Annotated in this window: 20 protein-coding genes; 5 read left to right on the forward strand and 15 right to left on the reverse strand. The window is 62.8% G+C overall.

All coding sequences use genetic code 11. From position 1 onward, the window contains the following. Positions 1-8: 8 nt before the first annotated feature. The 13 genes from flgH to flgB all read right to left on the reverse strand — a co-directional run bounded on the left by flgH (position 9) and on the right by flgB (position 15,983). Positions 9-704, reverse strand: a complete 696-nt coding sequence (gene flgH / locus IM733_RS11400) for a flagellar basal body L-ring protein FlgH (RefSeq protein WP_011534927.1) — start codon at positions 702-704, stop codon at positions 9-11. Between the two features lie 79 nt (positions 705-783). Next, positions 784-1,569, reverse strand: a complete 786-nt coding sequence (gene flgG, locus IM733_RS11405) for a flagellar basal-body rod protein FlgG (RefSeq protein ID WP_213657743.1) — start codon at positions 1,567-1,569, stop codon at positions 784-786. Positions 1,570-1,617: 48 nt separating this feature from the next. Further along, positions 1,618-2,358 carry a flagellar basal-body rod protein FlgF gene (flgF, locus tag IM733_RS11410; RefSeq protein WP_248920924.1) on the reverse strand — a complete coding sequence of 247 codons (741 nt, stop codon included), beginning with the start codon at positions 2,356-2,358 and terminating at the stop codon, positions 1,618-1,620. Positions 2,359-2,580: 222 nt separating this feature from the next. Continuing rightward, entirely contained in the window at positions 2,581-3,720 is a 1,140-nt protein-coding gene (locus tag IM733_RS11415; RefSeq protein ID WP_248920925.1) for a calcium-binding protein, read from the reverse strand. Beyond that, positions 3,717-9,059, reverse strand: a complete 5,343-nt coding sequence (locus IM733_RS11420) for a beta strand repeat-containing protein (protein WP_349292559.1) — start codon at positions 9,057-9,059, stop codon at positions 3,717-3,719. The genes IM733_RS11415 and IM733_RS11420 overlap by 4 nt, the downstream gene beginning before the upstream one ends. A gap of 142 nt (positions 9,060-9,201) precedes the next feature. Continuing rightward, positions 9,202-9,513, reverse strand: a complete 312-nt coding sequence (locus IM733_RS25545; protein ID WP_283107529.1) for a hypothetical protein — start codon at positions 9,511-9,513, stop codon at positions 9,202-9,204. Positions 9,514-9,578: 65 nt separating this feature from the next. Continuing rightward, complete coding sequence (locus IM733_RS11430; protein WP_248920927.1) at positions 9,579-10,892, reverse strand: HlyD family type I secretion periplasmic adaptor subunit; 1,314 nt, start codon at positions 10,890-10,892, stop codon at positions 9,579-9,581. Beyond that, positions 10,889-12,601, reverse strand: a complete 1,713-nt coding sequence (locus IM733_RS11435; RefSeq protein WP_248920928.1) for a type I secretion system permease/ATPase — start codon at positions 12,599-12,601, stop codon at positions 10,889-10,891. Before IM733_RS11435 ends, IM733_RS11430 begins: the two co-directional genes overlap by 4 nt. 119 nt (positions 12,602-12,720) lie before the next feature. Then, a complete protein-coding gene (locus IM733_RS11440) occupies positions 12,721-12,906 on the reverse strand; it encodes a hypothetical protein (protein ID WP_248920929.1) in 186 nt (61 codons plus the stop codon). A gap of 84 nt (positions 12,907-12,990) precedes the next feature. Continuing rightward, on the reverse strand, positions 12,991-14,379 hold the full coding sequence (flgE, locus tag IM733_RS11445) for a flagellar hook protein FlgE (RefSeq protein WP_248920930.1): 1,389 nt from the start codon (positions 14,377-14,379) through the stop codon (positions 12,991-12,993). Between the two features lie 30 nt (positions 14,380-14,409). After that, positions 14,410-15,114, reverse strand: coding sequence for a flagellar hook assembly protein FlgD (gene flgD, locus IM733_RS11450; protein ID WP_248920931.1), 705 nt, complete (start codon positions 15,112-15,114; stop codon positions 14,410-14,412). Positions 15,115-15,129: 15 nt separating this feature from the next. After that, positions 15,130-15,573 (reverse strand): flagellar basal body rod protein FlgC, encoded by a 444-nt coding sequence (flgC, locus tag IM733_RS11455; protein WP_248920932.1) that lies wholly within the window; start codon positions 15,571-15,573, stop codon positions 15,130-15,132. A gap of 2 nt (positions 15,574-15,575) precedes the next feature. Then, on the reverse strand, positions 15,576-15,983 hold the full coding sequence (gene flgB, locus IM733_RS11460; RefSeq protein WP_248920933.1) for a flagellar basal body rod protein FlgB: 408 nt from the start codon (positions 15,981-15,983) through the stop codon (positions 15,576-15,578). Positions 15,984-16,338: 355 nt separating this feature from the next. On the opposite strand from flgB, the gene IM733_RS11465 reads away from it, so the two are divergent. Then, positions 16,339-18,933, forward strand: coding sequence for an autotransporter outer membrane beta-barrel domain-containing protein (locus IM733_RS11465; protein WP_248920934.1), 2,595 nt, complete (start codon positions 16,339-16,341; stop codon positions 18,931-18,933). 180 nt (positions 18,934-19,113) lie between these two features. Here the strand turns inward: IM733_RS11465 and cheR are convergent, their stop codons facing one another. Further along, a complete protein-coding gene (gene cheR, locus IM733_RS11470; protein WP_011534936.1) occupies positions 19,114-19,941 on the reverse strand; it encodes a protein-glutamate O-methyltransferase CheR in 828 nt (275 codons plus the stop codon). Between the two features lie 51 nt (positions 19,942-19,992). Next, positions 19,993-20,922 (reverse strand): chemotaxis protein CheV, encoded by a 930-nt coding sequence (locus tag IM733_RS11475; RefSeq protein ID WP_248920935.1) that lies wholly within the window; start codon positions 20,920-20,922, stop codon positions 19,993-19,995. Between the two features lie 63 nt (positions 20,923-20,985). Here IM733_RS11475 and flgA point away from each other — a divergent pair, with 63 nt between their 5' ends. From flgA to IM733_RS11495, 4 genes are all read left to right on the forward strand, one after another. Next, positions 20,986-21,735: a flagellar basal body P-ring formation chaperone FlgA gene (gene flgA / locus IM733_RS11480; RefSeq protein ID WP_248920936.1), complete on the forward strand. Its 750-nt coding sequence runs from the start codon at positions 20,986-20,988 to the stop codon at positions 21,733-21,735. Positions 21,736-21,912: 177 nt separating this feature from the next. Continuing rightward, positions 21,913-22,227 (forward strand): flagellar biosynthesis anti-sigma factor FlgM, encoded by a 315-nt coding sequence (flgM, locus tag IM733_RS11485; RefSeq protein WP_248920937.1) that lies wholly within the window; start codon positions 21,913-21,915, stop codon positions 22,225-22,227. Between the two features lie 47 nt (positions 22,228-22,274). Further along, on the forward strand, positions 22,275-22,742 hold the full coding sequence (locus IM733_RS11490) for a flagella synthesis protein FlgN (protein ID WP_248920938.1): 468 nt from the start codon (positions 22,275-22,277) through the stop codon (positions 22,740-22,742). An 80-nt stretch (positions 22,743-22,822) separates the two neighbouring features. Further along, positions 22,823-23,566: a flagellar brake protein gene (locus tag IM733_RS11495; protein ID WP_248920939.1), complete on the forward strand. Its 744-nt coding sequence runs from the start codon at positions 22,823-22,825 to the stop codon at positions 23,564-23,566. Positions 23,567-23,699: the final 133 nt, after the last annotated feature.

Below are 23,699 nucleotides of genomic sequence, written 5' to 3' on the forward strand. Positions count from 1 at the left end.
ATCCGTACTCAGAAGGGCCAGAGCGGGCTGATGAAGAAACGGTCCAGCCAACCGGGCTGGCTGGCATCGGCGAACGAGCCGGTGCCCGAATAGGTGATGCGCGCGTCAGCCACACGGGTGGACGGCACGGTGTTGTCGGTGGCGATATCGTCGGCGCGTACCAGCCCCGCGATGCGCACCAGCTCCTCGCCGGTGTTCAGGGTCATCCACTTCTCGCCACGCACGGCGATGATGCCATTGGGCAGCACTTCAGCCACGGTAACGGTGATCGAACCGGTCAGGGTGTTGCCCTGGGTGGCCTTGCTGTCGCCCTTGGTGGTGCGGTCGCCGCTGTAACCAGCCTCCAGCGACAGATCGCCGCCGCCGAACGGGTTGTTGGTGTTCGGGCTGCTACCGAACAGCGAGGTCAGGCCAATGTCGGCCTTGCTGTTCTTCTGGATCTGCGAGCCGGCGTTCTTGCTGGCCGAGGTCCGCTCGTTGAGGGTGATGGTGATGATGTCACCGACCCGGAACGCCTTGCGGTCGGTGTACAGGCTCTGCTCGAAACCGGCCTGGTAGATCGAACCGTTGTTGGCCGCTGCCGGCAGCGGGGTGCGCGGCAGGACCGGCGCGTAGTACGGGTCGTTGGGCTTGGGCGTCGGCGCGACGCAACCGGCCAGCAACACCGCTCCCCCCAGGGCGAAAACGGACAACAGATGTTTCATGACGCTTACCTCACGGTGGAACAGGCGCTGCAACAGCGAGCGGATGGTCAGTGGCCCGCGCCAGGCGGGCCACCCGGGCTTACAGCTGCTGGGTGACGAACGACAGCATCTTGTCGGCGGCGGAGATGACCTTGGAGTTCATCTCGTAGGCACGCTGGGTGGTGATCATGTTCACCAGCTCTTCCACGGTGCTGACGTTGGAGTTTTCCAAGGTCTTCTGCAGGGTCAGGCCGAAGCCGTTCAGGCCTGGGGTGCCGACCTGCGGCGCGCCACTGGCGGCGGTCTCGAGGAACAGGTTGTTACCGATGGCCTGCAGGCCGGCCGGGTTGATGAAGTCGGCGGTCTGGATGTTGCCGATGACCTGGGCGGCCGGGTTGCCGGCGGTGGTGATCGATACGGTGCCGTCCTGGCCGACGGTGAAGGTCTGCGCTTCTGGCGGCACGACGATGGCCGGCTCCAGGGCGAAACCGTTGGCGGTGACGATCTGGCCGTCGGAGTTCAGGTGGAAGGTGCCGTCACGGGTGTACGAGACGGTGCCGTCCGGCTGCAGTATCTGGAAGAAACCACGGCCGTTGACCGCCATGTCCAACGGGTTCTCGGTGTTCTGCAGGCCACCGGTCTGGAAGTTCTTCTGGGTACCGACGACACGCACACCGGTACCGACCTGCAGGCCCGAAGGCAGCTCGCTGTCCTGGGTGGACTGCGCGCCAGGCTGGCGCTTGATCTGGTACAGGAGGTCCTGGAACTCGGCGCGATCACGCTTGAAGCCGGTGGTCGAGACGTTGGCCAGGTTGTTCGAGATGACCGTCAGGTTGGTGTCCTGGGCGGACAGGCCGGTTTTAGCGACCCAAAGAGCCGGAAGCATTTAGTGTTCTCCTCGTGCGCCTGTTTTACGGCACCCGTTCAAATGTGATTAGCCGATTTGCAAAACCCGAGCCATGGCTTGATCGCCTTCCTCGGCCGCTTTCATCATCTTGACGTGCAACTCGAACTGGCGGGACAGCGCCAGCACCGACGTCATTTCTTCCACGGCATTGACGTTGCTGCCTTCCAGGAAGCCCGATACCACGCGCACGTTGACATCGGCGTCGGCCGGCTGGCCGTTCCTGGTGTGGATCAGCCCGTCCGGGCCCTTGATCATGTTCTTGACGTCGGGATTGACCAGCTTGATGCGGTCGACCTCGGCCATTACCCGCGGGTCCTCGCCCATGGCGCGGATGCTGATGGTGCCGTCGTCACCCACCTCGACCTTCTGCTCCGGCGGAATCGCGATCGGGCCACCATTGCCCATCACCGCCATGCCGTTGCCGGCGCGCAGCACGCCCAGGGCGTCAATGTTCAGGCTGCCGGTGCGTACGTAGGCTTCGCTGCCGTCGGGGGCCTGCACGGCCATGAAGCCATTGCCAGTGACCGCCACGTCCAGCTCGCGGCCGGTCTCGACCATGGGGCCGGCGCTGAAGTCGGTGGCCGGGCGTTCGCTCATGGCAAAGGCACGCGCCGGAAAGCTGTCGCCAAAAACCGGCATCGAACGCGCCTGCTCGAGGTCGCGCTGGAAACCGTTGGTGGAAACGTTCGCCAGGTTGTTGGCGTGGGCCTTCTGCGCCAGCGCGTTCTGGCTGGCGCCGGTCATGGCCACGTAAAGCATCTTGTCCACAGTCATCCTCCGCTGCACGGGCGATCGATTGCCGCTCGCCGTGGCTTTGCGGTGCTTGGAGCAAGTTTCGCGCCAAGTACTGTAGAAATGGCAAAGGCCCCGTATTTACGGGGCCTTTGCCGGACATGTGAGAATCAGCCTCACGCGCAAAGACAAAATCTCGGCGCTCCGCTGCCTGACAGCGGCAAGGGCTCGCCGCCCCAGCCTGCCAGGCGAACTCACTCAAGAAATGGTGAAGCTATCTCCATTGTTGGTCTGGAACGATTCGATCGTGTTCCCTCCGGCATACCAGTTACTCAGCACCACCCCGGAATCGAGGTTGCCAGCATCCCAGTTTGCCTTCGAGAAGATGTAGACACTGACGCCATCGTTCTTCACCACGACATCATTGAAGGTCTCGATGTTCTTCAACATCACGACATCGATACCGCTGCTACCGGTGTCCTGGATGTACACCGGCGTCCGCGAATTGACGTTGTAGACATCGCTGCCCTCGCCACCATCGGCAAAGCCCGACGACATCATGTCCATACGGTCGGCACCGGCACCACCATACAACTCATAGCCGTTGCCATTGCCGACCAGACGGTCACTGCCCTCATCGCCATAAGCCTTGCCGCGAGCGGTCTGAATGAAGTCGTTGCCGGCATCACCATGAAGCACGGCACCGACATCATTGCTGCCGCCACCATAGATGGTGTCATCACCATCGCCACCATTAATGATGTCGGCCTGGGCGACTTGCATGTTTTCCTTGCGAGTCAGCACGCCAAAGTCATAGTAGATACCGTCGCCATACAGGAAGTCGTTGCCAGCCCCTCCATTGATGACGTCATTGCCCTCGGCACCAAAGAGCGTGTTCGAATTGGCGTCACCATTGAGGACGTCATCAAAGGCGGAACCTGCCAACCCCTCGATACCAGACAGCACGTCGCCTTCGGCGTCGCCGCCATGGGCAGTGCCCGCCGCCAGGTCGATCGACACACCGGCAGCACTATTGACGTACCACGCCGCATCCTTGCCGGCACCGCCATTGATCACATCGGCACCTGCGCCACCGATGAAGTTCTCGTTGGCTGCGGTACCGATGAACGTGTCGTTGAACGCAGTGCCTTCGTAGGCCTCGATGTTGAGGTAGGTGTCACCTGCCGCCGCCCCCGTCAGAGGCTTGGTCAGGTCGAGCACGATTGCCTCGCTCTCGCTGGCGAAGCTCACCAGGTCAGTACCACCAGCACCGTCGAAATAGTCCGCACCAGCGCCGCCGACAAAACTATCCGCGCCATTGGAACCCATGAACCTTTCAATGCCGACGAAGGTGTCTCCCTCGGCATAACCGCCGTGCTGACCAGTCTTGAAGTTCAACGATACGCCAGCGTTACTGTCCATGTAGGAGGCGGTATCGATGCCGCGCCACCGATCAACTGGTCGGCACCAAGGCCACCGAACAGGGTGTCGTTGCCGTTGCCGCCAGTGATGATGTTGTCGCCCGAGTTACCGTAGCCGGCGAATGCACCGGTGCCGGTATAGGTCAGGCGCTCGACGTTCGCCGCGAGGGAGTAGCTGCCCAGCGAGGTGCGCACCTCGTCGTCACCACCACCCACCTGCTCGACAACTCGCACGGAGGGATTGTTGACCACATACACGTCATTGCCCGCACCGCCTTCGAAGATGAAGCCGTTGTTCGCCGAGGTGAAGGTGTCGCTGAAAGACGTGCCGATGAAACGCTCGATCATCGAGAACTTGTCGCCTTCGGCGTCGCCACCAGCGCCGGTGCCGGCACCCACAGCATCCAAGGTCAGGCTGATCGCCTGGGCCGAACCCGAGTAGTCCAGCGTGTCGGTACCATTGGCGCCGACGAAGGTGTGCGCCGTGGCATCGCTGACGAAGGTGTCGTCGTAGTTGGAACCACGGAAGATCTCGATGCTGTCGTAAGTGTCACCTGCGGCCAGGCCAGTGTGTACGCCGGTCTTGAAGTTCAGCGTGACGCCACCGGAGCTGCTGTCCTCGTACGAGGCCGAGTCGATGCCCGCGCCACCGATCAACTGGTCGGCACCGAAGCCACCGAACAGGGTGTCGTTGCCATTGCCGCCAGTGATGATGTTGTCGCCCGAGTTACCGTAGCCGGCGAATGTACCGGTGCCGGTGTAGGTCAGGCGCTCGACGTTCGCCGCGAGGGAGTAGCTGCCCAGCGAGGTGCGCACCTCGTCGTCACCACCACCCACCTGCTCGACAACTCGCACGGAGGGATTGTTGACCACATACACGTCATTGCCCGCACCGCCTTCGAAGATGAAGCCGTTGTTCGCCGAGGTGAAGGTGTCGTTGAAAGACGTGCCGATGAAACGCTCGATCATCGAGAACTTGTCGCCTTCGGCGTCGCCACCAGCGCCGGTGCCGGCACCCACAGCATCCAAGGTCAGGCTGATCGCCTGGGCCGAACCCGAGTAGTCCAGCGTGTCGGTACCATTGGCGCCGACGAAGGTGTGCGCCGTGGCATCGCTGACGAAGGTGTCGTCGTAGTTGGAACCACGGAAGATCTCGATGCTGTCGTAAGTGTCACCTGCGGCCAGGCCAGTGTGTACGCCGGTCTTGAAGTTCAGCGTGACGCCACCGGAGCTGCTGTCCTCGTACGAGGCCGAGTCGATGCCCGCGCCACCGATCAACTGGTCGGCACCGAAGCCACCGAACAGGGTGTCGTTGCCATTGCCGCCAGTGATGATGTTGTCGCCCGAGTTACCGTAGCCGGCGAATGTACCGGTGCCGGTGTAGGTCAGGCGCTCGACGTTCGCCGCGAGGGAGTAGCTGCCCAGCGAGGTGCGCACCTCGTCGTCACCACCACCCACCTGCTCGACAACTCGCACAGAGGGATTGTTGACCACATACACGTCATTGCCCGCACCGCCTTCGAAGATGAAGCCGTTGTTCGCCGAGGTGAAGGTGTCGTTGAAAGACGTGCCGATGAAACGCTCGATCATCGAGAACTTGTCGCCTTCGGCGTCGCCACCAGCGCCGGTGCCGGCACCCACAGCATCCAAGGTCAGGCTGATCGCCTGGGCCGAACCCGAGTAGTCCAGCGTGTCGGTACCATTGGCGCCGACGAAGGTGTGCGCCGTGGCATCGCTGACGAAGGTATCGTCGTAGTTGGAACCACGGAAGATCTCGATGCTGTCGTAAGTGTCACCTGCGGCCAGGCCAGTGTGTACGCCGGTCTTGAAGTTCAGCGTGACGCCACCGGAGCTGCTGTCCTCGTACGAGGCCGAGTCGATACCCGCGCCACCGATCAACTGGTCGGCACCGAAGCCACCGAACAGGGTGTCGTTGCCATTGCCGCCAGTGATGATGTTGTCGCCCGAGTTACCGTAGCCGGCGAATGTACCGGTGCCGGTGTAGGTCAGGCGCTCGACGTTCGCCGCGAGGGAGTAGCTGCCCAGCGAGGTGCGCACCTCGTCGTCACCACCACCCACCTGCTCGACAACTCGCACGGAGGGATTGTTGACCACATACACGTCATTGCCCGCACCGCCTTCGAAGATGAAGCCGTTGTTCGCCGAGGTGAAGGTGTCGTTGAAAGACGTGCCGATGAAACGCTCGATCATCGAGAACTTGTCGCCTTCGGCGTCGCCACCAGCGCCGGTGCCGGCACCCACAGCATCCAAGGTCAGGCTGATCGCCTGGGCCGAACCCGAGTAGTCCAGCGTGTCGGTACCATTGGCGCCGACGAAGGTGTGCGCCGTGGCATCGCTGACGAAGGTATCGTCGTAGTTGGAACCACGGAAGATCTCGATGCTGTCGTAAGTGTCACCTGCGGCCAGGCCAGTGTGTACGCCGGTCTTGAAGTTCAGCGTGACGCCACCGGAGCTGCTGTCCTCGTACGAGGCCGAGTCGATGCCTGCACCGCCGATCAACTGGTCGGCACCAAGGCCACCGAACAGGGTGTCGTTGCCATTGCCGCCAGTGATGATGTTGTCGCCCGAGTTACCGTAGCCGGCGAATGTACCGGTGCCGGTGTAGGTCAGGCGCTCGACGTTCACACCCAGGGAGTAGCTGCCCAGCGAGGTGCGCACCTCGTCGTCACCACCGCCCACCTGCTCGACGACTCGCACGGAGGGATTGTTGACCACATACACGTCATTGCCCGCACCGCCTTCGAAGATGAAGCCGTTGTTCGCCGAGGTGAAGGTGTCGTTGAAAGACGTGCCGATGAAACGCTCGATCATCGAGAACTTGTCGCCTTCGGCGTCGCCACCGGCGCCGGTACCGGCACCCACAGCATCCAAGGTCAGGTTGATACCCTGGGCCGAACCCGAGTAGTCCAGCGTGTCGGTACCATTGGCGCCGACGAAGGTGTGCGCCGTGGCATCGCTGACGAAGGTGTCGTCGTAGTTGGAGCCACGGAAGATCTCGATGCTCTGGAAGGTGTCGCCCGCCGCCAGGCCGGTGTGCACGCCGGTCTTGAAATTCAGCGTGACGCCACCGGAGCTGCTGTCCTCGTACGAGGCCGAGTCGATGCCTGCACCGCCGATCAACTGGTCGGCACCAAGGCCACCGAACAGGGTGTCGTTGCCATTGCCGCCAGTGATGATGTTGTCGCCCGAGTTACCGTAGCCGGCGAATGTACCGGTGCCGGTGTAGGTCAGGCGCTCGACGTTCACACCCAGGGAGTAGCTGCCCAGCGAGGTGCGCACCTCGTCGTCACCACCGCCCACCTGCTCGACGACTCGCACGGAGGGATTGTTGACCACATACACGTCATTGCCCGCACCGCCTTCGAAGATGAAGCCGTTGTTCGCCGAGGTGAAGGTGTCGTTGAAAGACGTGCCGATGAAACGCTCGATCATCGAGAACTTGTCGCCTTCGGCGTCGCCACCAGCGCCGGTGCCGGCACCCACAGCATCCAAGGTCAGGCTGATCGCCTGGGCCGAACCCGAGTAGTCCAGCGTGTCGGTACCATTGGCGCCGACGAAGGTGTGCGCCGTGGCATCGCTGACGAAGGTATCGTCGTAGTTGGAACCACGGAAGATCTCGATGCTGTCGTAAGTGTCACCTGCGGCCAGGCCAGTGTGTACGCCGGTCTTGAAGTTCAGCGTGACGCCACCGGAGCTGCTGTCCTCGTACGAGGCCGAGTCGATGCCTGCACCGCCGATCAACTGGTCGGCACCAAGGCCACCGAACAGGGTGTCGTTGCCATTGCCGCCAGTGATGATGTTGTCGCCCGAGTTACCGTAGCCGGCGAATGTACCGGTGCCGGTGTAGGTCAGGCGCTCGACGTTCACACCCAGGGAGTAGCTGCCCAGCGAGGTGCGCACCTCGTCGTCACCACCGCCCACCTGCTCGACGACTCGCACGGAGGGATTGTTGACCACATACACGTCATTGCCCGCACCGCCTTCGAAGATGAAGCCGTTGTTCGCCGAGGTGAAGGTGTCGTTGAAAGACGTGCCGATGAAACGCTCGATCATCGAGAACTTGTCGCCTTCGGCGTCGCCACCGGCGCCGGTACCGGCACCCACAGCATCCAAGGTCAGGTTGATACCCTGGGCCGAACCCGAGTAGTCCAGCGTGTCGGTACCATTGGCGCCGACGAAGGTGTGCGCCGTGGCATCGCTGACGAAGGTGTCGTCGTAGTTGGAGCCACGGAAGATCTCGATGCTCTGGAAGGTGTCGCCCGCCGCCAGGCCGGTGTGCACGCCGGTCTTGAAATTCAGCGTGACGCCACCGGAGCTGCTGTCCTCGTACGAGGCCGAGTCGATGCCTGCACCGCCGATCAACTGGTCGGCACCAAGGCCACCGAACAGGGTGTCGTTGCCATTGCCGCCAGTGATGATGTTGTCGCCCGAGTTACCGTAGCCGGCGAATGTACCGGTGCCGGTGTAGGTCAGGCGCTCGACGTTCACACCCAGGGAGTAGCTGCCCAGCGAGGTGCGCACCTCGTCGTCACCACCGCCCACCTGCTCGACGACTCGCACGGAGGGATTGTTGACCACATACACGTCATTGCCCGCACCGCCTTCGAAGATGAAGCCGTTGTTCGCCGAGGTGAAGGTGTCGTTGAAAGACGTGCCGATGAAACGCTCGATCATCGAGAACTTGTCGCCTTCGGCGTCGCCACCGGCGCCGGTACCAGCACCCGCGGCATCCAAGGTCAGGTTGATACCCTGGGCCGAACCCGAGTAGTCCAGCGTGTCGGTACCATTGGCGCCGACGAAGGTGTGCGCCGTGGCATCGCTGACGAAGGTGTCGTCGTAGTTGGAACCACGGAAGATCTCGATGCTCTGGAAGGTGTCGCCCGCCGCCAGGCCGGTGTGCACGCCGGTCTTGAAGTTCAGCGTGACGCCACCGGAGCTGCTGTCCTCGTACGAGGCCGAGTCGATGCCTGCACCGCCGATCAACTGGTCGGCACCAAGGCCACCGAACAGGGTGTCGTTGCCGTTGCCGCCAGTGATGATGTTGTCGCCCGAGTTACCGTAGCCGGCGAATGTACCGGTGCCGGTGTAGGTCAGGCGCTCGACGTTCACACCCAGGGAGTAGCTGCCCAGCGAGGTGCGCACCTCGTCGTCACCACCGCCCACCTGCTCGACGACTCGCACGCTGGGATTGTTGACCACATACACGTCATTGCCCGCACCGCCTTCGAAGATGAAGCCGTTGTTCGCCGAGGTGAAGGTGTCGTTGAAAGACGTGCCGATGAAACGCTCGACCATCGAGAACTTGTCGCCTTCGGCGTCGCCACCGGCGCCGGTACCAGCACCCGCGGCATCCAAGGTCAGGTTGATACCCTGGGCCGAACCCGAGTAGTCCAGCGTGTCGGTACCATTGGCGCCGACGAAGGTGTGCGCCGTGGCATCACTGACGAAGGTGTCGTCGTAGTTGGAGCCACGGAAGATCTCGATGCTCTGGAAGGTGTCGCCCGCCGCCAGGCCGGTGTGCACGCCGGTCTTGAAATTCAGCGTGACGCCACCGGAGTTGCTGTCCTCGTACGAGGCCGGTGTCGGTGCCCGCACCGCCAATGAGCCGATCTGCTCCAATGCCACCAAAGAGGATATCGTTTCCATCACCACCGTTGAGGACATCGTCCCCTCCCCGGCCGTAGATCTGATCATCCGCCGCGGTGCCAACTAGATTGTCGGCACCTTCCGTTCCCTGAATAACAGCCATGTCTACTCATTCCTTGCCAATGGTTGAACAGTCCTTGCCTGAAAACGCCAATCCTTCGATGGCGCTCACCCTTCCCTGAATGCCCGTTGCGCGTGGTCGCCTACTGGCTTGAGCAGATAGGACAGCACGGTGCGACGACCCGTCTGGATCATCGACTCCACCGGCATGCCCGGCACCAGCGTGAGGCCGTCGAGCTTGCGCTGCTCGGCCTGGTCGATATGAATACCGGCGCGGTAGTAGCCGAGCCCGGTCTGCGGGTCGCTCACCAGGTCGGCGGAAAGCCGCACCACCCGCCCCATGACTTCGGGGGTGGTGGCGCGATTGAAGGCGCTGAAGCGTAACAAGGCGTCCTGGCCGAGCATGACCTGGTCGATGTCCTGCGGGCTGACCCGCGCCTCGACCAGCAGCTCGTCATCAATCGGCACGATCTGCATCAGAGTTTCGGCCGGCGAGATCACGCCACCCACGGTATGCACGGCCAGTTGCTGGACCCGCCCGGCGCTGGGCGCCAGCACGTCGACGCGCTTGAGCTGGTCGGCGGCGGCGACCTCGCGCTCCACCCACTCCCCTTGCCGGGCCATGAGGTCACGCAGCTCTTCGGAGACCTGCTCGCGGAAGCGTTGATCGACCTGCAGCAATTCCAGCTGGGTCTCGGCAATGCGTGCACGGGCTTCGGCAATGGAGGCGATCAGTTGACCCCGCTCGCCCTGCAGGCGGGCGATGCCGCGCGCCAAGGCATTGACACGGTCAAGAGTCATCAGGCCTTTCTTCTGCAGCGTCTTGACCGCCTGGTACTCCTCGTCGATCAGGCGAATTTCCTCGGCTTTGGTACGCTGCTGCAGATCGTGGCCGCCGATGGTCTGTTTGAGCTGCTCGATGCGTTCGCGCAGTTGCGACTTCTGGCCCTCGCGGGACTGCCGGCGATCGGCAAACAGTTGCCGCTCGCTGGCGATGACCGCCTGGACTTGCTCATCGGCCTGGCGTGCCAACAGGCGCCCGGGCAGGTCGACCTGGCTCTTGCCATCCCGCTCGGACTCCAGGCGGGCCTGGCGCGCCAAGGCTTGGTCCAGCGCCTTGGCAACGATGGCATGGCTGGCCTCCTGCACGGTGGCATCCAGGCGCACCAGCACCTCGCCCGCCTGCACCGCCTGACCTTCGCTAACCAGCAACTGCGCAACCACGCCACCATTGGGATGCTGCACTTTCTTCACGCTGTCCTGCACGGCGACCGTGCCCGGCGCGATGACCGCACCGGCCAGCTCGGTGACCGCCGACCAAGCCAGAGAGCCACCCAGCAGCACCACCACCACTGCGGCCCCCACCCAGAGGTGATTGCGCAACGACCCCAATAGCTGCTTTTCGTTATCGACCGTCTTCATGCCTGCGCCCCTCCCTTCACGGCCACCGGCCGCGCCAGCACCGCATCACGCGGGCCAAACGCAGCCTGGGCGCCCTGCTCCAGCACCAGCACTTGGTCCATCACCGACAACAACCCCGAGCGATGGGCGATGGCGATGACCACGCCGCCCCGCGCCTTGACACCCTGGATCGCCCGGGCCAACGCCCGTTCGCCCTCGGCGTCGAGGTTGGCGTTGGGTTCGTCGAGCACCACCAGGAAGGGGTCGCCGTACAACGCGCGGGCCAGGCCGACACGCTGACGCTGCCCGGCAGACAGGTTTGTGCCACCGGCACCGATCGGCGTGTCGTAGCCTTGCGGCAGTTGCAGGATCAGCTCGTGCACACCCGCCTGGCGCGCCGCCGAGACAATGGCCGCAGCGTCGGCATCAGGGTCGAGGCGCGCGATGTTCTGCGCCACGGTCGCCTCGAACAGGTCGACGCTCTGCGGCAGGTAACCGGTCTGCGCCGCTCGCGTCGCATCCGGCCACAAGGTCAGCGCCGCACCGTCCAGGCAGACCTGGCCACGCGCCGCCGGCCATGCACCGACCAGGGCGCGCGCCAATGACGACTTGCCCGAGGCGCTTGGCCCGACCACCGCCATTGCACTGCCCGCAGCCAGCGTGAAGTTGACATTGTTCAATACCAGGCGTTGCCCACCTGGCGGCGCGACGCACAAGCCATCCACCTGCAACTGATGCCTTGCCATCGGCAGCGCGGTCTTTGCAGTGGGCTCGGGGAAGATCGCCAACACCTCCTGCAGCTGTTGCCAGGCCAGCCGCGCCGACACCAGGCTGCGCCAGGTACCGATGATCTGCTCGGCCGGCGCGAGCGTGCGGGCGACGATGATCGAGGCGGCCACGATGGCACCACCACTGAGGTTGCCCTGGATCACCAACCAGGCCCCCACGCCCAGCGACGCCGACTGCACCAACTGGCGCAAGGCCTTGGTGATACCACCGTAGAAACCACTCACATCAGCGCTGCGCCGCTGCAAGGTGGCGTAGTGCGCCTGCAAGCCCTGCCAGCGCTCGGCGGCGCGCCCGGTCATGCCCATCGCGGCGAGCACTTCAGCGCCGCCGTGAGCCTGCTGGCCCAAACGATTGCGCTGGCTCGCAAGCTCGGCAGCATCACGCATGTCCTGGCGGGTACCGCGATCGGTAAGCCAGGTCAGCAGCACCATCAGCACGATCATGCCCAACGCCAGCAACCCCAGGGAGGGATGGATATAGAAGCTGACCGCCAGGTACACCGGCATCCAGGGCAAGTCGAAGAATGCCATGAGGCCTGGGCCTGCGATGAAAGCGCGGATCTGCTCCAACTCATGGGCGGGTTTGAGCGGGTCATGGCGCATGACGATCTTCAGCGGCGCCCCGGCGATGGCACGGAACACGCGCATGGACAATGCACTGTCGAGCGCCGCCGCGACCCGCGACATGACCCGGGCACGGATGATGTCAACCAGCGCGAACACCAGGTATATACCCAGCACCAGCAACCCCAGCGCCACCAGTGTGGGCAGGCTGCGGCTGGGGATGACCCGGTCGTAGACTTCGAGCATGAACAGGGGGCCGACCAACGCCAGCAGGTTGATCACACCCGAGAACAGGGCCGCACCGATCAAACCCTTTTTCAGGGCCACGGACAGCCGCTCCGGCAGCACGCGTGCGCCAGCATCCTTACTGCTTTTCAAGTATTCCGATCCTTGGAAGAGAAGCGTTGCGAGGCACGCAAACGAGTGGGGATATCGCGGATCATACCCGAAGGAAATGCCGCAATCGATGGCTTCAAGCCATCATTTTTTGCCTTGCGTCAAAGCTCCCGGCAGGCGGCATTGTTGAAGGGCCCGGCAAAGCGTTTCCAACCATCGCCCGGCGACCATTGCGAGCAGACCAGGCGCCCATCGGCCTGGCTTTCCCAACGCCACCAGGGCGCCATGGCGGCCTGGGCCTGGAGCAGGCAGAACGCCGCGGCAACGGCAACGATCAGTGTTTTCATGAGCCAACCCTCGAAGACGACGAACCCCTTCGCGAGAAAGGGGTTCGTGTGGTTACGCGTAGTGCGGCGATCGGCCAGCGACCATCAGGTCATCTGGATGATGGTCTGCATGATGGTGCTTTCGGTGGAGATGGTCTTGGCGTTGGCCTGGTAGTTGCTCTGCGCCTTGATCAGCTCGACCAGTTCCTGGGTCAGGTTGACGTTGGAGGCTTCCAGCGAGTTGGACTCGACGCTACCCAGGGTGCCGGTCTTTGGTGCATCGATGCCTGGGATGCCCGAGGCGAACGACTCTTTCCAACGAGTGCCACCGATCTGCTGCAGGCCCTGCGGGTTGGCGAAGCTGGCGATGGCGACCTGGCCGATGGCGCGGGACTGCTGGTTGCTGAAGCTGGCGAACATCACGCCGGTGGAGTCGATCGACAGGTTCGACAGGATACCGGTGGCGTAGCCGTCCTGGGACTGCGACATACGCGCGGTCTCGGTGTTGTAGGAGGTGGTGCTGTTCATCGACAGACGCATGCCATCGGCGTTGCCGACTGCGCCATTCGACGCCCAGTTGCCGGCGGAATCCTTGGCGGCAGGCACCCAGCCTTTCATGGTGAAGATGTTGTTGGTGACACTCCACTCGAACTGGCCGACCGGCGTGGTTGGCACGCCAGTGGTGGCCGTCGCCATCGACTGCACGCTGCCATCAGGGTTGAAGGTGATGGTACCGGTCAGCGGCGTGGTGCCGGCAGGCGCAGCGGCACCTGGGGTGAACGGGTTGCGGCCATCGACCAGCGAGTACACGGTCCACTGGTTGGTACCGGTCTTGCGGTAGAACTGCTCCATGACATGCTCGTTACCCTGGCTGTCGTACACCTTGGTCGGGAACGACTTGGTATAGGTGCTCTGGTCAGTCGGGTCGAACGGCTTGTTCGGCACCATTACTGGCGGCGTGCTGTTGTCCAGAACCTGCAGCGGAATATCGAGGGCCGACGAGTTCAGGTTGATGCCCTGGTCGACGAGGGTGGTGGCCTTGGGGGCCAGCGCCGAGGTGTCGATCTTCAGGTCGGTCAGCACGCCCTTCTGGATCTTGCCGTTGGCATCGGCGGCATAGCCCTGCAGGCGCATGCCGTCGGAGGTGACGACAAAGTTGTCCTTGTTGGTCTGGAACGCACCGGCACGGGTGTAGCTGAGCGAGCCGTTGTCGGACAGGACGAAGAAGCCCTGGCCCTGGATACCCATGTCCAGCACGTTGCCGGTGTTGTTCACGTCACCCTGGCCGAACTGCTGCGACACGTTGGCCAGGCGCACGCCGTTGCCGACCTGGTTCTTGCCCACGCCCAGGCGGTTGGCGCCGGCGTAGACGTCGGCGAACTCGGCACGCGACGACTTGAAGCCGTTGGTGTTGACGTTGGCGATGTTGTTGCCGGTGACGTCCAGTTGCTTGTTGGCTGCGTAAAGACCGCTAAGGCCGATATTGAAAGACATGTGTTCGCTCCTTCTGCCGTTCTAGCGGCCTTAGATTCCGATGGTTTGTACTTTGGAGATACCCAGCTTGCCGATACCGGCAAGGTTGAGCATCATCTCGCCGCCGTTCTGGAAGCTGACGCTGTTCACCGTGGCCGGCAGCAGCGTGTACATGGTCGCCGCCTTGCCATCGACCATGGTGGTGGCGGTGAAGGTGTAGTTGCCCGGGCTGAGCTTCTCGCCCTTGTCGTTGGTGCCGTCCCAGATGAAGTCGGCGTTGCCCTTCTTCTGCTCGCCCAACTGGATGGTCTTGACCACGTTGCCATCCTTGTCCTTGATGGTGACCTTGCCCTCGGTGATGTTCTGCGGCACGACCACCTGGCCGGTGAAGCTCTTGGTGGTGTCGACCATGGCCTTCTCGTTCTGCACGATCACCGAACGCCCGACCAGGGACGAGGCCTGCAGCGCCTGGGACGAGCCCATGCCGGTGATGATCGAGTTGACCGAGCTGTTGAGGGTCTGGATCCCCTCCAGGCTGCTGAACTGCGCCAGCTGGGCCACGAACTCGCCGTTATCCTGCGGATCCAGCGGGTTCTGGTGCTTCATCTGGGTGACCAACAACTGCAGGAACGCATCCTTGCCCAGGGCGTTCTTGTCGGTCTTCTCGGTGGTGGGCTTCTTGGTCGTGCCGTCGCTGACGCCCGAGTTCTTCAGGACATCATTGAGGTTCACGCCAGTTGCGCTATCGACTGCCATGGTCCGGTATCCTTATCACTGACCCAGGGTCAGCACTTTCTGCATCATGGTCTTGGCGGTGTTCATCAGCTCGGCGTTGGTCTGGAACGCACGGCTTGCGGAGATCATGTCGGCCATCTCCTCGACCACGTTGACATTGGGGTAGTAGACGTAACCATCCTTGTTCGCCGCCGGGTGGTTCGGCTCGTAGCGCGCCTCGAGGTTGCTCTGGTCCTCGATGATGCCCTTGACCTGCACGCCCTGCCCCGCCTCACCCTGGTCCTCGAACAGCGACTGGCCGACGCCGCCCTGGGCCTGCTGGAAGGTGGTGGCGAATACCGGGTGCCGGGCACGGTAGGTCTGGTCGATGCTCGACGAGACGGTCTCGGCGTTGGCGATGTTCGAGGCAACGGTGTTCAGGCGCGTGTTCTGCGCGCTCATGCCGCTACCGGCGATATTGAAGACACTGGCAAGGGACATGGTCACTCTCCGCGCAGGGCTGCGACCAGCCCTTTGAATTTACTGTTGAGCAGGGTGAAGCTGGCCTGGAAGCCGACGGCGTTCTCGGCGTAGTTCGACTGCTCCATCTGGGCGTCCACGGTGTTCTGGTCGATCGACGGCTGCATCGGCGTACGGTACTGCAGCGTGTCGTCAGCCATCGCCAGACCTTCGGCCTCGATGTGACGGCTGTTGGTACGGTCGAGGGCGATGCGCCCCTTCTGCTGCTTGTCCGCCTCGGCGGCGAGCACCGACGAGAAGTCCATGTCACGCGCCTTGTAGTTGGGCGTGTCGGCGTTGGCGATGTTGTTGGCCAGCACCTCGGCACGCTGGGCGCGGAAGCCCAATGCCTTTTCGTGGATGCCGAGCGCGTTGTCGAAGCTGATGCTCATGTCGGGGAAACCTTCGAAGGTTGACCAGAGTTGCGTTGGCAAAGCTTTAGCAAGGGTTGTGCCAACCAGCAAACCCCTCATGAATGCTGGCTTCTCGCCCACCGCCACCCTCCCAGGCTGCCAGAAAAGCGGCAAAGTGCTTCCGCCTCGCGGCGTGCAAGCGGCAAATAGCAGGCGGCAAAAGCGGCAAACCAAAAATTTGACGTCAAACAAAAGTGTCAATGTGCCACTACCTGGGATAGCATGCGCTCCCCGCGCAGAGGCGTGCTGAAAGCACCTCCCCGTGAGCAACACAAGGTCTCACGCCACGCCTGGATGCGCGCCGCTCTTCAAGACGATTTCCAAGGAACGAAACGTGCCCGCGCCCACCTTCCGCAAGACCCTGCTGGCCCTGACCATCAGTGCCAGCCCACTGCCAGCCCTGGCTGTACCCGCGCCACAGACCATCACCCTGACGGACGCCGGCTACAACAGCCAGCACCAGACTTACGGCGACGACCTCAAGTTCACCGGGAGCTTCAGCGACATCAGCCGCACCGCCATCGACCTGGCCAATGCCAAGGTGATGGGCGACCTGGTTTTCGACAGCGCGATCAACGCCACCAAGGGCAACACCTACAGTTTGACGACCAGGGTCGACGGCATCCGCATTGCCGACAGCGAACTGGCTGGCTATTTCTATAACCGCGGCGTCGTGAAGACCACTAGCGCGGGAGGCTCCGCCCTGAAGATCAGCGCGACCACGCTCGACGGCGATCTGGTCAACGAAGGGCTGCTTCAGGCGGGAAGCGAATTGTCGTATGCGCTTGCAGACGCACCAAAGTTCGGCATCGACCTGGCCTCTCGCAATGGCGGCCGCACGGTCATCAACGGCGATCTGATCAATGCCAACGGTGCACGCATCGCCAGCAACGGCACGCAATCGCGCGGCATCAACCTGGCCGGTGCAAGCCTCGAAGGCCGAGTCATCAACCATGGTGAAATCCACGTCGTCGGCCCCAGCGCAATCGCCATCGACGCCACCACCGGCAGCGTCCTGGCCGGGGTAACCAACAACGGCCTGCTCTACATCGGGGCGCAGGATTCGATCGGCATCAATCTCGACGGCACCACCTTGGTCGGCAGCATTGGCAGCCATGTGGTCAACACCGGGCAGATCACCGCCGGCAACATCGCAATCAAGGTCGGCAACGTCGCCTACGACGGCCCGGGCCTGCAGCCGCAGTACAAGGCCAACGGCGACCTGAACATCTTCAACAGCGGCAAGATCTGGTCCAAGGTGGCTGTCGACGCCACCACCAGCAACCGCCCGGTGGAGCTGATCATGCGCGAGGGCAGCGACATCCTGGGCGACCTCAATGGCCTGGCCAACATCGAAGTCGAAGGTAATGCCAGGTTTGGCGCGAACTATCCCGACCAAGGCAACATCCGCTTGCGCAATGGCGGCTGGCTCGAGATCGGCAGCGCCGACGAGCCACCAATCACCTTCAGCCTGAGCAGCCTGCACACCAACCTGGTCGGCAACCTGCGAGTTGCCGACCACTCTTCGCTGGGCATGGAGCTTGGTGACGAGACCAACCCGGCCACGCCCGTACTCAAGGTCAGCGGCATTGCCGAGTTCGGCCAGGATGCGCGGATCGCGCTGACACCCGATGACGAGGACTACCTGCCTGCGGGCGGGCGCTACCTGCTGCTCGAAGCGGGCCAGGTGCAGGTGCTCGACGCCAGCGGCCAGGCCGTCGACCCCAACGGAAAACCCAAGGTGATCAGCACATCGGCGCTGCTGAACGTGCGCACCAGCACCCTGGAAGACAACAAGGTCTATGTCGAGGTCAACACCAAGTCGGAACAGGCCATCGACCAGATGGTCCAGGAGCAAGGCGGCGACAGCAACGCCCAACATGCCCTGAACGGGCTGGCCGGTTCCGGCCTGCTGGCGTTCCTGGGCAAGGACGATCCACTGCTGCGAATCGCCTCGCAGGCCGATGAAGCGCAGCTGACCCGACTGGCCGAGCAACTGGCACCCGATGTCAGCGACGGCGCCCGCCAGGCCGCCAGTGCCAGCCAGCGCCTGATCACCAACATCACCCTCAACCGCACCAGCGGCCTGCGCGGCGTCGCCTCCGGCGACACCCTCAAGGACACCGGCGTGTGGGTACAAACCCTGTACAGCGACGCCACCCAGCAACGCCGGGACGGCATCGCCGGCTACAACGCCTACAGCCGCGGCATCGCCGTCGGCGCCGACGGCAAGCTCGACGACCAACTGACCCTGGGCGTGGCGTACAGCTTCATCGACACCGACGTCAACGGCCGCAGCGGCAGCAAGACCGAGGTCGAGGGCCACGCCTTCACCCTGTACGGCGGCTATGAGCTGGGCAACTACTTCGTCGATGGCAACCTCACCTACGGCTTCAACGACAACGAAGGCAAGCGCGACATCGCCGGTACCCGCGCCAAGTCCGACTACGACAGCAAGCAACTGGGCCTGAACCTGACCGCCGGCTACATCTGGCAGGCCAGCTCGCAATGGCTGGTCGAGCCGCGCCTGGCCGCGCGCTACAACCGCGTCGACATCGATGGCTACAAGGAGAAAGGCTCGTCCGCCGCGCTGAAGATCGAAGACCAGCGCTACGAAGCCATCGAACTGGGCGCCGGCGTGCGCCTGGCAGGTAGCTATGCCCTGGGTGCCGGCACCCTGGAACCGCAGTTCAAGCTGATGACCTATCACGATTTCGCCGCCGACAAGGTGCGGAACACCTCGACCTTCCTGGTGGGCGGCACACCGTTCGTGACCAACGGCGCCAGCACCGCGCGCAACAGCTACGAGGCCGGCGTGGGCGCCGACTACAAGCTGGGCGCGGTCACCGTCGGCCTGAACTACGACTATGTCGGCAAGTCAGGCTTCGATGCCGACGTGTTCTCGGCCAAGGTGCGCTACGACTTCTAAACCCATTGATGCAACGAAACCTCTGTAGGAGCGGCTTCAGCCGCGATGCAGGCAGCGCGGTGTCTGGCACCCGCCTTGCGGGTGATCGCGGCTAAAGCCGCTCCTACAGGCGAACCACCCGATTCGCTAACAAAAAGGCCGGTATCTCGCGATACCGGCCTTTTTTTGCCTCATCCAGCCTTACTTGGCCTGGTAGATGATGCCCGGGCTGCACTGGACCATCTGGTAATGGTCCGGCAACCCGTTGAGCGCCTCGGAGGCACCCAGGAACAGGTACCCCCCCGGTTTCAGCGTGCTGTGGATACGCATCAGGATGTCCTTCTTGACCTGGGCCGAGAAGTAGATCAGCACGTTGCGGCAGAACACGATGTCGAACTTGCCCAGCGGCGCGTAGCTGTCAAGCAGGTTGTACGAGCGGAACTCGACACGGCTGCGGATCGGCGGCTTGATCGCCCAGCGCCCAGGGCCCTTGGTGTCGAAGTAGCGCTGCAGGCGCTCCTGGGACAAGCCACGGGCAATGGCCAGGCTGTCGTACTCGCCGGTCTTGCAGTTGTTGAGCATGGCACCGGACAGGTCGGTGGCGACGATCTGCGCGCCCATCTTCAATTGGCCAAGATTGGTGCGCTCGAACTCGTCGATCGACATCGAAATCGAGTAAGGCTCCTGCCCCGACGAACAGGCTGCCGACCAGATGCGCAGGCGCTGGCCCGGGTTATTCTTGATGAACTCAGGGATCACCTTGTTCTTGAGCACCTCGAACGGATAGGTGTCGCGGAACCACAACGTCTCGTTGGTGGTCATGGCATCGACCACCTGTTCACGCAGGCCGCCCCGTGGTTGTGCCTGGATGCGCTGCACCAGTTCACCAAGGGACTTGATGCCCTGCTGCTCCATCAGCTTGTTGAGACGGCTGGAGACCAGGTACTGCTTATTCTCGCCCAGCAGGATGCCACAGGCTTTCTCCAGGAATACCCGGAACTGTTCGAAATCCAAATTACCCGTAGACAATGCTGCCGCCTCTTTCTAAATCGCTAGCGCCGGGGACAAGCCCCGGCCGTTTCAATGGGTCGCCTTGATCCGGTCGACCACGCGCTGGGCGAGATCGTCCGGCTTGAACTTGGCCAGGAAGTCATCGGCACCGACTTTCTTGACCATCGCCTGGTTGAACACCCCGGACAACGAAGTATGCAAGCAGATGTGCAGCTTTTGCATGCGCGGATCGCTACGAATCTCAGCGGTCAGGGTATAGCCGTCCATTTCCGGCATTTCAATATCCGAGATCATCATGAGGAACTCGTCTTCCGGACGCTTGCCTTCGTCCACCAGCTTGCGCAGGTAGTCCAGGGCCTGGCGACCGTCGTTGAGCGCCACCACCTCGACCCCGACGGTCTGCAGGCAACGACTGACCTGCTTGCGCGCCACCGACGAGTCGTCGACGGTCAGTACCCGCAACATCACCGCCTTGTCCTGCACCTCGGCATCCACCACCCCTGCCGACACCGACTCGGACGACGGCGCCACTTCCGCCAGCACTTTCTCGACATCGATGATCTCGACCATACGATTGTCGACCCGGGTCACCGCGGTGAGGTAGTGATCGCGCCCGGTGCCCTTGGGTGGCGGATGGATCTCTTCCCAGTTCATGTTGACGATGCGCTCGACCGAGTGCACCAGGAAACCCTGGGTCTTGGTGTTGTACTCGGTGATGATCACGAAACTGTTGCGCGTCTCTTCCTGCAGCCCCGGCAACCCTGTCGCCATCGACAGGTCCAGGATCGGGATGGTCGCCCCGCGAATGTTGGCCACGCCACGCACCACCGGGTGGGACCTGGGCAGCAGCGTCAATTCCGGGCACTGCAGCACCTCCCGGACCTTGAACACATTGATGCCGTAGAGCTGGTCGCCATTGAGGCGGAACAACAGCAGCTCAAGGCGATTCTGCCCCACCAGTTGCGTGCGCTGGTTGACCGAATCCATCACTCCAGCCATGCCAGTCTCCTTCAACGATTGCCTGTTTACCAAGTCGGCACGGGCTTTGCTTTTTTGAGCGTCATGTACACGAAAACGACATTTTTCCGACGACTGACGCACCTGCTGACCGGCTCGCTCGCCGCGATGTGCCTGGTGGCACCCGGCGTTCGCACGCTGGCGGATGCGTTTACCTTGCCTGAACAGCTTATCGGTGTCACCCAGGGGTTTCTTGAATTCACCGTAGAGGATTATCTGGCGACCACCCAAACCCAGGGCCGCTACGAGATTCAGGTCAACACCCTCGACCCGCGCCTGCGCATGCCGTTATGCAGCCAACAGCTGGATGCTTCGCTGGAAAGCCCGACGCCGTTGGGGCGAGTCACGGTCAAGGTGCGTTGCGACGGCACCGCGCCCTGGACGGTATTCGTACCGGCCCAAGTACGCCTGCTGCGCGAGGTCGTGGTGATGACCCGCCCGCTCAAGCGTGAAAGCGTGATCGACCAGGGCGATGTCGCCCTGCGCGAGCGCGACGTGGGCACCCTGACGCAAGGCTACCTCACCCAACTGGAACAGGCCGTGGGCATGAAGCTGGTGCGCCCCACCGTGCTCGACCAGGTGCTCACCCAGCAACACATGGAGCAGGCCGACGTGATCAGCAAGGGCGACCAGGTGGTGATCGTCGCCCGCAGCGGCGGCCTCAGCGTGCGCATGCCCGGCGAAGCCCTGGACAAGGGCGGCATGCAAGCGCAGATCAGGGTGCGCAACCTGAACTCCAAGCGTGTGGTCAAGGCGCGGGTTACCGGCCCCGGCCAGGTCGAGGTGGCCATGTAGGGGAAAAGGGCGACAGGATGACGACAGAAAGCTGGCGGTGCGTAGGCACTACCCCTAAACTGTGTCGGAAATCGGGTTACGCAAGCCAACTGACCGGCGGTGATGCATTCCTGCCTAAAGTTTCTTTCGGGTTGGCCGAAAACCAGGCATGCGTCCAAATACCCAGAGGTTCTGATCATGGTCATCGACTTCAGTCGTTTGAATAATTCTCCGTCCGTCACCGGCGGCGTGCGCGGCAATGCCGCGGCCGGCCAGGCTGACAAAGCCGGCGCTGCAAACGCCGCGCCCAAGCAGGCCAACGCCAGCGGAGAAGCGGTACACCTCAGCCAAGAGGCACAGCAGTTGCAGAAGATCAGCGACAAGCTGCGCGATCAGCCGGCAGTCAACAGCGCCCGCGTGGCCGAGTTGAAGCAGGCTATCGCCGACGGCAGCTACAAGGTCGATGCCGGCCGGGTCGCCAGCAAACTGCTCGAATTCGAAGCCCAGCGCTGACCTCCAGGCGCGCTGACTTCAAGGACGCAACAAGCCAAGAGTTAGCCATGCACGACATCACTCTGCTGCAATTGATCGAAGACGACATCGCCCCCACGCAGGAACTGCTCGACCTTCTACAAAAGGAAGCGGTGGCCCTGCATGGCCGGGAAATGGGGATGCTGGAACAGATCCTGGCCCGCAAGCAGTCCTTGATCGTGTTGCTTGAGCAGCAGGGCCTGCGGCGCAACCAGCTGCTCGCCAGCCTCGGCCTCACTGCCGACCGCGCCGGTGTGCAGGCAGTGGCCGCGCAGTCGCCCAATGGCGAGATCATCCTGCAACAGCTCGATGCGCTCACCCAGTTGATGGATGCCTGCCAGAAGATCAACGAGACCAATGGCCGGATCATCCAGGTACAGCAGTACGCCACGGCCAACCAGATCAGAATCCTCATGGGCGGCGATTCTCCGTCGCTCTACGACAGCCGTGGCGCCACTTCGCCGATGGACAGGCCCCAGGCGCTTGGCCAGGTGTGATTAGTTCTATCAAGGCACGGAACATACTGGCAAAATGCCGTTACTTGCGTGTGTCGTTTTTGCCTGGAGATTGATAACCCGTGTTCAATGAATCCGATGCTCCCCAGCCACCAAAGGTGCTCACCACGCCTCTGGAGATTGCGGCCAACCTGCGCCAGCTACTGGAGAGCCACGACCCGCTGATCATCAGCTTCCACGAGCGCAGCCAGCGGTTCCAGAGCTACGTGGTGCATGTCGACCGGGACAGCAACGCCCTGGCGCTGGACGAGATGATCCCGCGCGACGGCGAAAAATACATCGAGAACGGCGAACCGTTCCGCGTCGAAGGCTTCCATGACGGTGTGCGCATCGCCTGGGAATGCAACACACCACTGACCATCAGCGAGATCGACGGTCACCGCTGCTACCGCGGCCCGCTGCCCGAAGAGGTTACCTACCATCAGCGCCGCAGCGCCTTCCGCGCCGCCCTGAAGCTGTCGCAACTGGTCGACATCATCCTCGACGGCACCCACCTCAAGGGCAATGGTGCCTTGCGCGGCAAGCTGCTGGACATCTCCGCCACCGGTTGCAAGCTGCGTTTCGAGGGCAACGTCGAGGACCGCCTGCAACTGGGCCAGGTCTATGAGCGCTTCAAGGCCGGCAACCCGCTGGGCCTGACCGACACCATGGTCGAGTTGCGCCACCTGCATTTCGAGGAGCGCATCAATACCACCTTCGCCGGTGTGCGCTTCCACAACCTCAATGGCCAGGCACAGCGCAAGATCGAGAGTTTCGTGTACCAGCTTCAGCGTGAAGCGCGTCGTTTCGACAAAGACGACTATTGATCGGCCGCTGAATAAAAAAACGCCACCCACCGGGTGGCGTTTTCATTTGCGTGGGAGATTTCTGTAGGAGCGGTTTTAGCCGCGATACAGACAACGCGATATCTGGCACCCGCTTCGCGGGTGATCGCGGCTA

This window comes from Pseudomonas entomophila (assembly GCF_023277925.1).
In the GTDB taxonomy this organism is placed as follows: domain Bacteria; phylum Pseudomonadota; class Gammaproteobacteria; order Pseudomonadales; family Pseudomonadaceae; genus Aquipseudomonas; species Aquipseudomonas entomophila_D.

What these genes read in the sequence shown, in the direction of transcription:
- IM733_RS25545 (WP_283107529.1), bottom strand. Translation starts at nt 9,513, where the DNA reads ATGGCTGTTATTCAGGGAACGGAAGGTGCCGACAATCTAGTTGGCACC.
- flgD (WP_248920931.1), bottom strand. Translation starts at nt 15,114, where the DNA reads ATGGCAGTCGATAGCGCAACTGGCGTGAACCTCAATGATGTCCTGAAG.
- flgB (WP_248920933.1), bottom strand. Translation starts at nt 15,983, where the DNA reads ATGAGCATCAGCTTCGACAACGCGCTCGGCATCCACGAAAAGGCATTG.
- flgM (WP_248920937.1), top strand. Translation starts at nt 21,913, where the DNA reads ATGGTCATCGACTTCAGTCGTTTGAATAATTCTCCGTCCGTCACCGGC.
- IM733_RS11440 (WP_248920929.1), bottom strand. Translation starts at nt 12,906, where the DNA reads ATGAAAACACTGATCGTTGCCGTTGCCGCGGCGTTCTGCCTGCTCCAG.
- flgG (WP_213657743.1), bottom strand. Translation starts at nt 1,569, where the DNA reads ATGCTTCCGGCTCTTTGGGTCGCTAAAACCGGCCTGTCCGCCCAGGAC.
- flgA (WP_248920936.1), top strand. Translation starts at nt 20,986, where the DNA reads ATGTACACGAAAACGACATTTTTCCGACGACTGACGCACCTGCTGACC.
- IM733_RS11420 (WP_349292559.1), bottom strand. Translation starts at nt 9,059, where the DNA reads ATGGTCGAGCGTTTCATCGGCACGTCTTTCAACGACACCTTCACCTCG.
- IM733_RS11430 (WP_248920927.1), bottom strand. Translation starts at nt 10,892, where the DNA reads ATGAAGACGGTCGATAACGAAAAGCAGCTATTGGGGTCGTTGCGCAAT.
- flgC (WP_248920932.1), bottom strand. Translation starts at nt 15,573, where the DNA reads ATGTCCCTTGCCAGTGTCTTCAATATCGCCGGTAGCGGCATGAGCGCG.
- flgE (WP_248920930.1), bottom strand. Translation starts at nt 14,379, where the DNA reads ATGTCTTTCAATATCGGCCTTAGCGGTCTTTACGCAGCCAACAAGCAA.
- IM733_RS11475 (WP_248920935.1), bottom strand. Translation starts at nt 20,922, where the DNA reads ATGGCTGGAGTGATGGATTCGGTCAACCAGCGCACGCAACTGGTGGGG.
- IM733_RS11490 (WP_248920938.1), top strand. Translation starts at nt 22,275, where the DNA reads ATGCACGACATCACTCTGCTGCAATTGATCGAAGACGACATCGCCCCC.
- flgH (WP_011534927.1), bottom strand. Translation starts at nt 704, where the DNA reads ATGAAACATCTGTTGTCCGTTTTCGCCCTGGGGGGAGCGGTGTTGCTG.